This window comes from Runella sp. R0.1_18 (assembly GCF_057652155.1).
Genome location: NZ_JBYFCK010000023.1, coordinates 18,172 through 30,955, shown reverse-complemented (window position 1 = coordinate 30,955; position 12,784 = coordinate 18,172). Strand labels below are relative to the sequence as shown.

The 12,784-nt window shown below is 41.8% G+C and carries 10 protein-coding genes; 5 read left to right on the top strand and 5 right to left on the bottom strand.

What is annotated here, in order from left to right; translation table 11 throughout:
• The first annotated feature begins 228 nt into the window (after window positions 1-228).
• Complete coding sequence (locus tag AC23P2_RS26505) at window positions 229-1,410, top strand: ATP-binding protein (protein ID WP_487775989.1); 1,182 nt, start codon at window positions 229-231, stop codon at window positions 1,408-1,410.
• Between the two features lie 23 nt (window positions 1,411-1,433).
• Here the strand turns inward: AC23P2_RS26505 and AC23P2_RS26500 are convergent, their stop codons facing one another.
• On the bottom strand, window positions 1,434-2,951 hold the full coding sequence (locus AC23P2_RS26500) for a glycoside hydrolase (protein ID WP_487775988.1): 1,518 nt from the start codon (window positions 2,949-2,951) through the stop codon (window positions 1,434-1,436).
• A gap of 87 nt (window positions 2,952-3,038) precedes the next feature.
• Window positions 3,039-4,202: an ATP-binding protein gene (locus AC23P2_RS26495; protein WP_487775987.1), complete on the bottom strand. Its 1,164-nt coding sequence runs from the start codon at window positions 4,200-4,202 to the stop codon at window positions 3,039-3,041.
• 186 nt (window positions 4,203-4,388) lie between these two features.
• On the opposite strand from AC23P2_RS26495, the gene AC23P2_RS26490 reads away from it, so the two are divergent.
• Entirely contained in the window at window positions 4,389-6,122 is a 1,734-nt protein-coding gene (locus tag AC23P2_RS26490; protein WP_487775986.1) for a PQQ-dependent sugar dehydrogenase, read from the top strand.
• Window positions 6,123-6,187: 65 nt separating this feature from the next.
• On the opposite strand, the gene AC23P2_RS26485 is transcribed toward AC23P2_RS26490, so the two are convergent.
• Window positions 6,188-7,171 carry a metallophosphoesterase family protein gene (locus AC23P2_RS26485; protein ID WP_487775985.1) on the bottom strand — a complete coding sequence of 328 codons (984 nt, stop codon included), beginning with the start codon at window positions 7,169-7,171 and terminating at the stop codon, window positions 6,188-6,190.
• Window positions 7,172-7,358: 187 nt separating this feature from the next.
• Here AC23P2_RS26485 and AC23P2_RS26480 point away from each other — a divergent pair, with 187 nt between their 5' ends.
• On the top strand, window positions 7,359-8,045 hold the full coding sequence (locus tag AC23P2_RS26480; RefSeq protein ID WP_487775984.1) for an NUDIX hydrolase: 687 nt from the start codon (window positions 7,359-7,361) through the stop codon (window positions 8,043-8,045).
• Between the two features lie 92 nt (window positions 8,046-8,137).
• Here AC23P2_RS26480 and AC23P2_RS26475 read toward each other — a convergent pair whose 3' ends face one another.
• Both AC23P2_RS26475 and AC23P2_RS26470 read right to left on the bottom strand, forming a co-directional pair.
• Entirely contained in the window at window positions 8,138-9,190 is a 1,053-nt protein-coding gene (locus AC23P2_RS26475; protein WP_487775983.1) for a glycoside hydrolase family 43 protein, read from the bottom strand.
• An 84-nt stretch (window positions 9,191-9,274) separates the two neighbouring features.
• The gene (locus AC23P2_RS26470) at window positions 9,275-10,741 is read right to left on the bottom strand and encodes an MFS transporter (RefSeq protein WP_487775982.1); all 1,467 of its coding nucleotides are present in this window, start codon (window positions 10,739-10,741) and stop codon (window positions 9,275-9,277) included.
• A gap of 199 nt (window positions 10,742-10,940) precedes the next feature.
• Here AC23P2_RS26470 and AC23P2_RS26465 point away from each other — a divergent pair, with 199 nt between their 5' ends.
• Window positions 10,941-11,525: an RNA polymerase sigma factor gene (locus tag AC23P2_RS26465; protein ID WP_487775981.1), complete on the top strand. Its 585-nt coding sequence runs from the start codon at window positions 10,941-10,943 to the stop codon at window positions 11,523-11,525.
• A 74-nt stretch (window positions 11,526-11,599) separates the two neighbouring features.
• Window positions 11,600-12,664: a FecR family protein gene (locus tag AC23P2_RS26460; RefSeq protein ID WP_487775980.1), complete on the top strand. Its 1,065-nt coding sequence runs from the start codon at window positions 11,600-11,602 to the stop codon at window positions 12,662-12,664.
• Window positions 12,665-12,784 lie beyond the last annotated feature (120 nt).

The following is a 12,784-nucleotide window of genomic DNA, read 5'->3' as shown; positions in this document are numbered from 1 at the left end:
GTTTTACGAAGTAATCATAATATACTTTGCAAAACACGTTATTTCAATGGATTAGCTGTTAGAACAAATCGGACAAACGGTGTCCAATTTGTTGCATTCTCTTTTTTTTGGGGTATTTTTTTATTTTCCGTCTTAATTTCATTCTTACATTTTCCTATCGCCTTTCTTTATTCCGAATAATTTTAACTTAGAATATTTGTTATATTTTTGTACATAAATTCTGAATATATGTACAAAAGAAAATCATTTTTACCATTAACAGAACACTTACCTAAGCGGCAAGTTACCGTAATTACGGGGATGAGGCGGGTAGGAAAATCCACGGCTTTACGGTATTTACTCAACCAAGTGGCTCACAAAAACACGTTATATCTGGATTTTGAACGCATCGAAAACAGGGTTTTATTTAATCAACAATCGTATAATGACATTGAGAGAGGTTTGGTGGCATTGGGACTCAATCTACAACAACCCGCCGTTTTGGCACTTGATGAGATTCAACTCGTTCCTAATAGCACAAGCGTCATAAAAAGCCTATACGATACCTACGATATTAAGTTTTTGGTTACAGGCTCAAGTTCGTTTTACCTCAAAAACCACTTTTCGGAAAGTTTGGCAGGGCGAAAACAAATTTTTGAAATGTGGCCCCTTGACTTTGAAGAATTTATGGCGTTTAAAGGCATTGACACCGCACGTTTACAGCCTGAAAAACAACAACTTTTTTTATCCACTTACTTTGATTTGTGGTCGGGATTTTACGAAGAGTTTATCCGCTATGGGGGCTTTCCTGAAGTAGTACTCGCAAACGACCCTAAAGACAAAACAGAATACCTCAAAGACATTCTAAATGCTTATATTGAGTTAGACATCAAACTTTTATCCGATTTTTCGGTAAGCGATAGCCTGTACAAGCTTATTTTATTGTTGGCTAATCGGGTTGGGAGCCGCGTAGATTATACCAAACTGGCAAGCCTAACGGGGCTTAATCGCCATAAAATCAAGGATTATTTGCACCTGCTCGAATACACTTATTTTATTCAAACCATTTCTCCCCTAACCACTGGAATTGATAAAGAAATAAGTAAGCAGCCTAAAATGTATTTTTCCGATACGGGCTTACTACAGGTATGTGGGCAGGTAAGTAGTGGGGCAATCTTTGAAAATAAAATCGCAAATCAACTACGGCACCTGGGGAAAGTTCAGTACTTTGAAAAAAGTGCAGGCTCAGAAATTGATTTTATTTTAAACGGAAAAACCGCTATTGAAGTCAAAGAAACCTGTACAGCTCACGACCTCAAAACACTCATTGAACGGGCAAAACTATTGTCGTTAACTGACTGTCAACTTATTGGACGTCACCGCCCCGAAAGCGGTTTTTCCGAGTTTATGTGGGGTGGTAGCTTATTTTAACCCCCCAATAATCAGTAAAGCACCTACTTTTCTACCAACGTAACAATGCTTTTCCCTTTGATGATCACTAATTTTGAAGAAAGAGAGGTTGGACTCAAATCTTCTTTTTCGGAAGTTGTAAATGCTTCCCAACGGGTTCGCTTTGGGGACGTGACAGTAGGTTGTATAGCGACTGGAATATCACTTGGATTGACAAGTACTGTGACCAATCGCCCATCGGTATTTTTGTAAGATGATACGTACAACGCTTGGTTGGTTTGGCTTAATGTCACATCCACTCGAACCGCCCCTGGGCGGATAAAACGGCAGTAATTACCCAACGCCCACAGCATTTTGGAAGGTTGGAAGTCGCCATCGGTTTTGTTTTTGTCGATATAAATCAATCCATCTTTGTAATTGTAGGGCGAGATAGCCAGCCACCAGTGCCAAGCCGTAGCGTTGGCATTGGTCAAGTCGTTATGAATCAGTTTTGCCACGTACAACGCAGAAGTAATGCCAAGGTCTTTTCCTGGGCCATTGATTTCGCCGCCGTTATCTCCCAAAATGCAATATTCCGACATCCAGTACCGCAAATTCTGCTGCTTGTTCAGCTCGGCAAGTACCTGTTTCCGAACGCTGACTGCCTTGGCATAGGGCGAAGACGTAAAGTAACTATGCCCCGAAATAGCACGCGTCAGTTGTGACAAATCACCAAGATAATCGGGCGAATTTTTGTCAAAAAATGCCTGAATTTGATTGCCTTTGCCCGTACGACCATATTCAGAATACAAAAACTCCAGTTGGCCCGCCTCAGCAACGTTGATTTGGGTCGATAACTTGGCGGCTACCAAAGCTTTGTTCAGAGCATGGCAAATGCCCGCTATTTGTTGGTTATAAAAGGGGGTTCCTTCTTGCCCTCCGTCGCTCCAATCCCATTGGGGTTCGTTGACAGGGCTAATGTAGTTGAAACTTACCCCCGTTTTTGCTTGAATGCCTTTTAGGCTTTGAGCCATAAAAGCCGCAAAGTCTTCGTATCGTTCGGGGGCAAGGTTAGGGATTTTATTGGTAGCAAAACCTTTACCGTTGGTTGTAAATGAAACGGGAGGGCTGTTAGGAAAAGCCAAAAAATAGGGCACACCTCGTTGCTTGGCTGCTTCAAGAAACCAGCGTTGGCCTGCTTGTTTGTCCCAATCATACGTACCGTCGGGCCGTAAAAACGACTCTGCCCGTCGCCATTCGTCTTTGATACCGCTGTTGGCGCCTTGTTCGGCCGTTCCAGCTCCAAGGTTGAAGCGCCAAAGGGAAAGTCCAATGCCTTTGGGTTGTCCGTTGGGTGATACTTCACGGCTAAATAACAAATCGGCGATGGCATTGCGTTTGGCATCGGGCCATTGCCCCACAAACTGACAAGACCAGGCATCGGAGGCTCCAAAATGCTCAATGGTTTGGTACGTAATACTGGGGTTTATGACGATTTGAACCGTCGAATCTAGGGATTTTTCTTTTTGTCCATGGCTTGTTAGCCAGAGAAACAAAGCAAGTACGTAAAGTAAACGTTTCATACTGCTATAAGTAGAGGTGAGAGAGTTTTTACCGCCAATGAAAAACACAAGCCTTTCTCCTTAGTACTCAAAATGCTGTTTAATTGATTAGCCTAGTAATGTCGGCAAAAAATCGTTCAAAAATGTTTTTAATGAGCAAACGAAAATAGTCGATTCTACTTGGTAGCTTTCATCAGTCTGGGCAATGATAAACCCCTGTTGTGATTTGGTATCTTGTAGTGTGATTCTGAATCCTTTACTAATGGAAGGGGCTGAACTATATTTAATTTCTATTGCAGCTACCACTGTATTGTTCCGCTCTAAAATTAGATCACATTCGGCACCTTGCTGGGTACGATAAAAAAATGCCTGCGCTCTGTCTTGAACTGCTAAAATAATTTGTTCGATTACAAAGCCTTCCCAAGATGCCCCAATTTGCGGGTCATCAAACAACTGTCCAAAATTTGAGATTTCTTTGAATGTATGCAAAATGCCACTATCTCTAAGATAAATTTTAGGAGATTTTACCAATCGTTTTGGGATATTTACAAAATACGACGGCAAGCGTCTGATTAGAAAGGCGCCTTCCATAAAATCTAAATAGCGGTTAATAGTTGGAGCGGTAAGCCCCATCGACCTACTTATACTTTCAGCGTTCCAAAGATTCGCGTGGCAGCTTGCTAGCATTCTCCAAAAACGTTCGATTACCTTAGACTCAGCACTGAGGCCCAACGAGGCTAGGTCTTTTTCTATGTAGGTTTTTATGAAATTTTTTCGCCATACCAAGCTACTCCGTTCAGAACTTGCCAGGTATGATAAGGGGAAACCACCTTGTAACCAGAGTTTATGTTCGTTTTCAATCCCAACTTCACTCAAAAGCAGTGAGGCTAATTCGATGTAGCCAATCCGACCAGCTAGAGAGTCGGCGCTTTTTCTGATAAGTTCGGGAGATGCTGAACCTAACAAAACAAACCGCCCAGTTCTTCTATCTCGGTCAATGATACCTCGCAATTCAGCAAATAATTCTGGCATTTGCTGAATTTCATCTAAAATCACGAGTTTATCTGCGTGATTAGACAAGTATAACATAGGGTCAGACAATTTTTGACGGTCAGCGGCTGACTCTAAGTCTAAGTAGTGAACTCTTCGGTATTTACTTAGATTTTTCGCCAAAGTTGTTTTCCCAATCTGTCGAGGCCCCACAATGCCTACAGCTGGAAAAATATCTAAATATTCTAATAAAATCGCTTCAATATCCCTATGTATTACCATGAAAATCAAAAATTTGATTTTGGTTTTTCATGGTAAAATTACAAAATTTGATTGTTGGAATAAAATTTTTAGAAAAACGAAGCTAATTTTTTTGCCCTTCCTACCTATCTCTTTCAGAAGCCTAATTTTATCTAGTTGAGTATCCACCTACCCCCTGATTCCTTTTTAAGGAAATCTGTTCACGATATGCTTCAAAAACCCCTTACACCCTTTTTTAAAAAGTGTTTTTATTGGCTGTTTTTTGTTTTTTCGCTGAGCCACTGGAATGTTTCTGCCCAAAATTCGTACTCTAATGACGCCAAAATACTGGCCAAAGGACAGCAACTTTTTCAGGCCAATTGCTCCACTTGCCACAATTTTCTCCAAAAAGGAATAGGACCAAGTTTGGAACGAGCCACCACTGAGTTACCTGCCGATTGGTTGAAAAAAGTCATCCATAATGCCCCTGAAGTGCTTGCCAGCGGGGACGCGCGTTTAACCAAACTTTTTGAGGAATATAAACAAGTTATGCCTCCCTTCACTCAACTCAGAGGAGCTGAAATTGAGGCTATTTTGGCTTTTATTCATAAAAATCAAAAAGAATTAGCCCGCGACAAAGAAGCGGTGGGAGCCGTGTTAGACCCCCTTCCCGCAAAAATCAAAAAGGAAGGCTGGCAAATGCACCTTCGCTACCTCTCAACCGCTCCTGCTACAGGCCTCAAAGCTCCATTGGCACGTATCAACAAAATGCTTGTTCTGAAAGGTGAGAAAGACCGTGTTTTTGTCTCTGATTTGCAAGGAATAATATATGAACTTATTAATAATCAGTGGAATGTCGCTTTCGATATTCGTAAAGAACGACCTCATTTTATTTCGTCGCCTGGCTTAGCAACAGGCTTAGGAAGTTATGCTTTTCATCCTGATTTTTACCAAAATGGCTTGTTATATACAACTCATACCGAAAAAGCAAACAGTGCTTTGGCCGATTTTCGTTATGCTGATTCCATCAAAGTCACGTTGCAATGGGTGGTTACGGAGTGGAAAATTGCCAATACGGGCACGATTCCTTTTTCAGTAAAAGGGCGTGAGTTGTTTCGCATCAACATGGTTTCACCCATTCACGGAATGCAGGAAATTACTTTTAACCCGCTGGCTAAAGCTGGGGATAACGAATACGGTTTGATGTACATTGGCATCGGCGATGGCGGCGCTTCCGAAAATGGTTTCCCTCAGATTTGTAATAGCACCAACGGGGCTTGGAGTTCTGTCTTGCGCATTGACCCTCTCGGAAAAAATAGCCGAAACGGTCGTTATGGTATTCCCGAAAGTAATCCTTTTGCTAATGCCAGGTCTTCAACCACGGTCAAGGAGGTATTTTGCCGAGGGTTTCGCAACCCCAACCGTATCACGTGGAGCCCCGATGGAAAAATGCTCATTACCGACATTGGACAAACCAATATCGAAGAGCTAAACCTTGGGAAGGCTGCTGCAGATTATGGCTGGCCCGACCGCGAAGGAACGTTTGTTATTAATCCGCGCGGACGAATGGATAAAGTATTTCCACTACCTGCCAACGAACCTCCGCAAAAATACACGTACCCTATCATGCAGTACGACCACGACGAAGGCAAAGCCATTGCGGGAGGGTTTGTGTATCAAGGCAAAGCTAACCCTGATTTACAAGGCAAGTATGTATTTACTGACATCAACAACGGGCGGGTTTTCTTGGCAGAAAATGCGCAATTTATTCAAGGAAAAGAAGCTCATATTCAAGAAATTGAGCTTTTGATTGACAACCAGCCTACGGACTTTTTTCAATTGCTTTCTCCCGCCAAACCCGATCCGCATATCGGTATTGGTTTAGACAATGAAATGTACGTTTTCACCAAAGCCGACGGGAAGCTCTACAAAGTCGTAGGCTTTTCGCGCAAGGCTAAATAAAAAGAATGGGGTGTTGTAGCCCAAAAGTGCTCATAACACTCCATTCGTCACTGGTATCTCGTCTTCTATTTTTTTGTCGCAAATGGAAACGTGATGGGGTACAAAATAGCTCCGTCAAACTCCCGAATGAAGGTGGAAAATTGTTTTTTGCCTTCTTTTAATTCGATGATACGAGCGCCATTTTTGGTGCGTAAATAGGTGTTTTCACTTCCTGAGAAACAACCGTAAGTCAACGCAATTCCGTAATATTCCACCAAATAATCATTGACGTGGTCGTGCCCTACGAAGGTTCCTAACACGTCCCCCGATTCCACCATTGCAGTAAACATCCCTGAGTTGATATTTGGCGGGCACTCATTTTCATAGCGTACACCACGACGGCGATTCTTGATGTTGTCAAACGCCATTCGGTACTCAGGCAACGGAATATGGAAAAAGGCCAAGGCGGGCAGGGTATCTTTCTGAGATTCTTTGAACTTAGCACTGGTTTTCCGAAACCAATCTACTTGATTATGATTAAACCAGCCGTAGCCGTCCACTCTCTTTATTTTTGAATACGCGTGCGAATCCATCGCGTAAAGAATAGCAGCATTGGCCCCTGATTTTCCCTTAACATTAATCGCCGCATTTAAGTAGCCATCTACCCCTGGAATCGACGGAATTTTGTTCAGAAGATACGGTTTGGTCGAAACATACGTAGCTACTTCCGCACGATTCATTTCGCTTTCGTCATCGTGATTCCCCAACGTAACGATGTAAGGAATTTTGCGCGAAATCACAACTTCAAGCACCTCGTCCCAGCCTTGTTTGGTAGGAGCGCTCACCACTACGTCGCCAGTAAAAACCACCAAATCAGGTTTTTGCTCGTCGAGCGTGGTACGCATCATAGAAATAGATTTTTTAGAAGGTTCGGCCCCTGCCTTGTAGTGAAGGTCGGTAAACTGAACAATGCGGAATGTACTGTCGGAACGGAACTTTAATTCTTGGGCTTGAATGGAGAAAACAATAAATAACAAGAACGCAGCAATGGGAATAAATTTGTTTTTCATAGAAATTGTTAAGTTAAACAAGAAGTTACGGATGTGGATTTAATACGTTTTAGGATAGACATTGTCCTATCGTGAACGTTTTTATCTGTGCCAAAAATAAAACAGGAGAAATTAAGAGAATGTTATCAATTAGCCGTACTATCTTTACTCTCTCTAATAAAGTTGTAAAATAAAACCGATATTTCTCTTGAACTTTACCGACGAGATTATAGACGCCTTGTCTATTGATTGCCTTATTTTTGGATTTAAAGACGCACAGCTTTCCATTCTTTTGGTAAAACACGGAATCGGTCCAACCCTCGGTCAGTGGGCTTTACCTGGAAGTTGGATAAAATACAATGAAAGTATTGACGAAGCTGCGGGGCGAATCTTATCGTCGCAAACTTCTGTGGAAAACATTTACTTGGAACAGTTTAAAACCTTCGGAGATGTGCGTCGTTTTCCCAGTCGACGGGTTATTACCATTGCCTACTATGCGTTAGTTAATATTGAAAAATTTGAGCTACACCCTGGTCCTACCGAAGCTGATGTATCGTGGTTTAACATTCAGGAGGTGCCCCCTATGCCTTTTGACCACAATAAAATTTTCGAGGATTGTCTCAGTTTTTTGAAACATAAAATCCAACACGAACCTATTGGGTTCAATTTGCTTCCTACAAAATTTACGCTATTGCAGTTGCTCGAACTATACGAAGCAATTCTGGGGCAAAAACTCGACAAATCGAATTTTAGAAAGAAATTTCTGAAAATGAACCTATTAGTAGACACCCAGGAACGCCAACAAGACGTATCTCACCGTGCCGCAACCCTGTATCGGTTCGACGAAAATGTGTATAATAAACTCTTAGAAAAAGGATTTACTTTTGAAGTATAGCCCTTGGTCAGACGATAGTCAGGCCAAGGGCTACAGGTCAGACGACAGTCAGACTGAAACCCTTACAACGGAGCAGTATCTTCTGCCTGTTCCTATTGAGCCATACACTCGGTCAGACGATAGTCAGACCGAGTGTATGGCTCAATAGGTTGAATTCTTCCTTCAGCATCGTAAAAAATCTCCGTCATTTTGATACTTCGGAGGTGCGTAACTCCTTCCGAAAGACTCGAATCGTGGTAAAAAAGATACCATTTGCCCGCTACTTCGCAAATCGAGTGGTGCGTTGTCCAACCTACTACAGGTTGAAGAATTTGGCCTTGATACGTAAAAGGCCCATAAGGCGAATCGCCCGTGGCATAACAAATATAATGTGTGTCGCCCGTCGAATACGAGAAATAGTACTTGCCATTATAGTGATGCAACCAAGAAGCTTCAAAAAAACGACGCTCATTGTCTCCCGCCAATAATGGATTTCCTGCTTCGTCCAAAATCTGTACGTCTTTTGGATTTTCAGCGAACTCCAGTAAATCGTCGGTTAACTTAGCTACTTTCGGGCAAAGTGCCGTTTCATGAGCAAGAGGCTCTTGGTTTTCAATATGATAGACGTTGTTTCGGTACTTTTGCAATTGTCCCCCCCAAATTCCCCCAAAATACAAATAATAACTTCCGTCAGCATCTTCAAACACCGCAGGGTCAATGCTGTAACTACCTTTGATCGGGGACTTTTGAGGCACAAAAGGCCCCGAAGGTGAATCTGAAACCGCAACTCCTAGCTGAAAAATACCTTCGTGGTTTTTGGCAGGAAAATAAAGGTAGAACTTGCCATCTTTGTGCGCGGCATCAGGCGCCCATAATTGTCGTTCGGCCCATGGCACATCGTTTACGTGCAGCGCCACCCCGTGATCAATAACCTCGCTATCCACCGATTCCATGGAAAAAACGTGGTAGTCTTCCATCCCAAAATGGTCACCATTGTCATTAAACGGAATCCCTGCATCAATATCATGAGATGGATAAATATAAATTTTCCCGTCAAAGACATGCGCCGAGGGGTCGGCTGTAAACAAATGCGTAACCAACGGTTGAGAAATTGCTCGCTCGTTAAGTTCTGCGAAATCAATGTGCTCGATGCTTTCTTCTGGCATTTTATTGTGTTTTATTAGTTACTCTAATCAATTTTTTTGGATATAAGAAACTTTTGTCACTTCGACGAAGGAGAAGTCCAAAACCTACCGCTTGCGCTTTTGCTTCAAATCCGCTTCGATTTGTACTTCCATGGTTTTGGTGATTTCATACCAAAACAACAGTGCAACACCTACCAGAAAAATTAATCCTGGATAAATACTTACCGCCATTTTGATACCATTAACGGCCTCTGACGTCTGTTCTGCTTGCTCAGCTACGTACCCATAGGTCGATAAAATACCTGCACCAAGTGAGCCACCGATACTAAGTCCTGCTTTCAAACCAAAAATCATGGCAGAAAAAATAATGGCGGTTGCGCGGCGGTTGTTTTTCCACTCTGAATAATCGGCCACGTCAGCTATCATAGCCCAAAGCAATGGAATAGTGACACCGTACGTAAATCCGTGCAAGATTTGAGTAAAAAATACAAGACCAATGCTGTCTTTGGCATAAAAGTTAAACATCAACAAACACAGCGCCGACAACGCCAAGAAAATCCCAAAGATGTTTCTTTTTCCAAAACGATCGGCTAGTGGTTTTGAGAACATGATTCCGACAATCATAAAAATAATCCCTCCCGCATTAAAAACGCTATTGGCAGAAGTGGGGGCGTCTTCAGGCCACTCAAATTTTCCCAGTCCTAGGCCCGTAATGGTTTCGTTGAGAGTTACGATAAAACGGTTAAAACCAATGGATTCCAGATAATTGGCTTGGGCAACAGGGTCAAGATAGTATTTGAAATAATAAATATACATTCCCCCTTTAAGAGCCAACGTAACAAATACCAAGATGGTCACTACCAACATAATAACCCAAGGTTTGTTTTTAAGAAGGTCGGTTAAATCCTGTTTTATTGAATTTTTTTCTTCAACGGGCGGCACTATACGCTCTTTGGTAGTCAAAAAAGTAATCCAAAAACAAATCACTCCTACAATCGCAAAAAAGAGCATTACTTTCTCGAACCCGACGGCCTTATTGCCGTGCCCCAACGACAGTGCCAAAGGCAATAACAACGATTGAATGATAAATTGAGCAACCATGACGGCTACAAAACGATACGATGAAAGGCTGTTACGCTCTTTCATATCGCCCGTAATGACCCCACTCAGTGCTGAATAAGGTAAATTATTGGCCGAATAGACAATTACAAGCAGAAGGTAAGTCGTCAACGCATAAATAACTTTTCCCGTTTCACTAAAATCAGGCGTCGAAAAAGCTAACAAAGAAATCACCCCAAACGGAATAGACGTCCACACTACCCACGGGCGAAACTTTCCCCAGCGGGTATTGGTACGGTCGGCGATGATTCCCATCAATACATTGAAAAAAGCCCCCAAAATTCCTCCTACAAAAATGATGACACTTGCCGTCCCAGCAGGAATTTTATAAACGTCAGTGTAGAAATAGGCCAGGAACGTCATCAATGTCTGAAAAATTAGGTTAGCTGCCAAATCGCCAAGGCTATAACCAATTTTTTCAATGACCGAAAGTTGCTGATTGTTGGAATTCATAGGAGTTTCGATTAAAGGTTAGTCAGGAATATAAGTAGGGTTATGGTATTTTTTACTATAATATGTACAGATTTTTTTTAGGCTCTAAAAAATATCTATCAACTTATTGTAATAAATACCATAAGATAGCAAAACTTTATTACTTTTGTTAGACTATTCACAAAAATTCTTTGTTTGGTTATATTAGCTCTAATTCATTATGGCTTCTCCAGTTCAAGACCATGTACTATGGAAATCATATCGAGAGGGCGATAAACAAGCTCTAGGCACTCTTGCAGAGCGGTATTATCGCACATTGAGACGCTATGGATTAAAGTTTATGATAGATGAGGCTGCGGTAGAAGATTGTATTCAAGATTTGTTTTTGCAACTTTGGCAAAACCGACTACAAATCAATGATACGACATCTGTTAAGCATTATTTATTCAAATCATTGAGAAGCCACGTCATTCAATATCTACGGGTAGAAAAACATTTCTCCCATCAAGAACTTGATTGGGATAGTTCCTTACCCGAAGAAATAGATGCTGAAACCCTCCTCATTCAGGAAGAAGTGGCGCAGTTTCAAGTCAATGAACTCAAACGTCAACTCCAAACCCTCCCTGCCCGCGAGCGAGAAGCATTGTACTTAAAATACTACGAGAACCTGTCGGTAGCCGAAATCGCCGAAATGATGAATGTGAACCGTCAGTCAGTCTCTAATTTTTTACAAAAAGCCCTATCAAAACTTCGTAGCCGTTGGTTGGTCGCACCTGTTTTTCTACTTATTTGTATTTTTCTTTAAAAAACTGAGCTCTTACTAGGGTATCCCTGTGAATGCTCTTCATACTATCATAAAAAATAGTAAAAAAGTACCCCATGAGCTTTCACTCCCCTCCTTTTTCAGTAGCAGACTTTTTAAATGACGAATCTTTCCTTCGGTGGATGAAGGAAAGACGCCACGAGGATCGTTTGTATTGGGAAGAATGGCTCATGGCCTACCCCGAGAAAAGAGAACTATATGAACAAGCGGTTGCCGCATTTTTAGTTATTGAGGGAAATAATGCCCCAATCTCCGACGAGGAAGTTGCCCATAAGACAGAACAGATTTTAGCCCTAATCCCAGACGAGTCTTCAGATAACGTAAAGCCATTACTAGGTTGGACATGGCTACGATGGGTCGCCGCGGCGGTTATCATTAGTTTTATTACCTGGTACCAATTCCAGATACAAACCCTCACGCTGACAACCCGAAGTGAAGAAAAAAGCTTGCAAGTAGGAGAGTGGACTCTGGTCAGCAATGATACTCAGCAGCCCATGATGATTTTATTACCCGACAACTCCTCGGTGGTTTTATCCAAAGGCAGTAGTTTACGTTTTAGCAAAAAAGAAAACAGCACCAAACGAGAAGTGTTTTTGCAAGGAGAAGGCTTTTTTGAAGTGACAAAAAATCTCCAAAGCCCGTTCTTTGTCTATACCAACAACCTGACGACAAAAGTATTAGGCACCAGCTTTCAAATAAGGTCATTTGCAAACGAAGCTATTGCTTTGGTCAAAGTAAAATCGGGAAAAGTGGCGGTTACATCTTTGGTATCCCCTAATAAACCTACCCTACTTACGGAACACCAGCAACTTAGTATTGAAGCAAAGACCAATGAGGTAATTCGGAAAGAACACTCTCAAGCAGAAGGCAATCCTTCGGCGATAGTCAATCAGCAATTTACTTACGAGTTTACAAATGTCCCTGAGGTATTGAACCAACTGAAGGAAGCGTATAACATGCCCATTGAATACGATAAAGACAAGCTCCAATCGTGTACGTTTACGGGGCAACTCAATGATGTGCCTTTTATTGAAAAAATCCGTTTAATCTGTCTTACTATCGAATCAACCTACGAAATCGTTGACAATAAAGTAATCATCCACAGCCGAGGCTGTAACTAATTTTCATTCAATCTTTAACCTATCCTATCGAACTATGCAGTAAAATCTACCGCTTCTCCCAAAAAGAAAAGCGATAGTGCTCCCAACACTATCGCTTGTACCGCTCCTAAATGTGTTTGT

Coding starts and splice junctions, on each gene's coding strand:
- AC23P2_RS26485 (WP_487775985.1), bottom strand. CDS start 7,171: ATGAAAAACAAATTTATTCCCATTGCTGCGTTCTTGTTATTTATTGTT.
- AC23P2_RS26490 (WP_487775986.1), top strand. CDS start 4,389: ATGCTTCAAAAACCCCTTACACCCTTTTTTAAAAAGTGTTTTTATTGG.
- AC23P2_RS26470 (WP_487775982.1), bottom strand. CDS start 10,741: ATGAATTCCAACAATCAGCAACTTTCGGTCATTGAAAAAATTGGTTAT.
- AC23P2_RS26465 (WP_487775981.1), top strand. CDS start 10,941: ATGGCTTCTCCAGTTCAAGACCATGTACTATGGAAATCATATCGAGAG.
- AC23P2_RS26460 (WP_487775980.1), top strand. CDS start 11,600: ATGAGCTTTCACTCCCCTCCTTTTTCAGTAGCAGACTTTTTAAATGAC.
- AC23P2_RS26500 (WP_487775988.1), bottom strand. CDS start 2,951: ATGAAACGTTTACTTTACGTACTTGCTTTGTTTCTCTGGCTAACAAGC.
- AC23P2_RS26495 (WP_487775987.1), bottom strand. CDS start 4,202: ATGGTAATACATAGGGATATTGAAGCGATTTTATTAGAATATTTAGAT.
- AC23P2_RS26475 (WP_487775983.1), bottom strand. CDS start 9,190: ATGCCAGAAGAAAGCATCGAGCACATTGATTTCGCAGAACTTAACGAG.
- AC23P2_RS26505 (WP_487775989.1), top strand. CDS start 229: ATGTACAAAAGAAAATCATTTTTACCATTAACAGAACACTTACCTAAG.